Consider the following 1,342-nt stretch of genomic DNA (forward strand, 5'->3'; position numbering starts at 1 on the left):
TGGAGTGGACCCCATTTCGCCGGACAGGGGGCGGTTGGGTTTAGGCACTGAGCCTGATGAACTCACGAGGCGAGCGGAACTTCAGGCCTGAGTGCGGGTGGACCTCGCAATAATCCTCGATCCAGTCGGGAAGCAAGGCGAGGATGGTGGCGGCGTCGGGCAGGACGGTGATGCTGGCGTAGTCCCGTTTCAGAGTTTTGACGAAGGCCTCGGACATTCCGTTCGACTCCGGGCTGCGGACGGGCGTGAAGAGCAGCATCAGGCCGAGGGCCCTGGCAGTGTTGGCGGTGTCCTTGGCGATGTAGGCGCTGCCGTTGTCTGACAGCCATTCGACGGCATGCGGGACCTTGGTCGTGCCGAAGCGGCGCTCGACGGCGGCGACCATGAGGTCGCGCACCATCTCGCCGGAGATGCCGGCATTGGCGACGGCAGACCAGGCGATGATCTCGCGGTCGCAGGCATCCAGAACGAAGAGGATGCGCACGACCTCGCGGTTGCGGGCATGGATCTCCAGATGGTCCGAGCACCAGCGTACGTTCGAGCGCAGCGCGACGACGATGCCGTCATGCGTTCGGCCAGGCCGCCGGGCGGTATGGCGCTCCAGCGTCAAGCCGTGATGCTGCATGATCCTCAGCACCCGCTTGGCATTGACCGTCGGCTGCCCCTCCGCCCGCAGGCGGCGGTTCAGCAGCGCCGTGACGCGCCTGTAGCCGTAAGTCGGCCGAGCGTCGACGATGGCACGGATCGGTGCGAGGAACTCGGCATCCTCGACCTTGCGATACGGCCCTCGCGGCTTCACCGCCCTGCCGCGTCGCTCGTTGATGTGGGAACGAGCGACGTTCAGCGTCAGAGCCACGGCGCTCACCGTGAACCGTCCGTCGGATCGCTCCAGGACAGCAAGGGCGATATCCGTTTTTTTGGGCGGGCGACGTCGAGCGCCTCTTTGAGGATCTCGTTCTCCATCGTCTTGCGGCCGAGCAGACGCTCGAGATCGCGGACGCGCTTCTCCAGATCGCGGACCCTCGACGTGCCGACGACGTCCTCGTCGGCCTGGACGGCGGCATGTCCGCCTTCCAGCATTCGGCGCTTCCAGGCGAAGAGCTGGGAGGGCGAGACGCCTGCCTGCCGCGCCACAAAGGACACGCTCATTCCCGGCCGCATCGCCTCCTCGACGAGGCGGACCTTCTCGGCGGTCGACCATCGCCGCCGGCGCTGCACGGAAGTGATCACTTCAACCCGAGAAAACGGGCCATCAGGAGCTTTCGACATAGTCGTACTCATAGGCGGATGCCTATGCCTTATCGGCTATGCCACCTGTCCGGTCAAAACGGGGTGCGCTCCA

Annotated in this window: 1 protein-coding gene; it reads right to left on the reverse strand. The window is 65.4% G+C overall.

The features are described 5' to 3' along the window. Window positions 1-40 precede the first annotated feature (40 nt). Window positions 41-1,269, reverse strand: a protein-coding gene (locus GGR04_RS23670) for an IS3 family transposase (protein WP_183203058.1) whose coding sequence is annotated in 2 segments (ribosomal slippage) — window positions 41-921 and window positions 921-1,269 — 1,230 coding nt in all. Because the reading frame shifts where the segments join, the coding sequence is not laid out codon by codon here. Window positions 1,270-1,342: the final 73 nt, after the last annotated feature.

Source organism: Aureimonas pseudogalii, assembly GCF_014196835.1.
Taxonomy (GTDB): Bacteria; Pseudomonadota; Alphaproteobacteria; order Rhizobiales; family Rhizobiaceae; genus Aureimonas; species Aureimonas pseudogalii.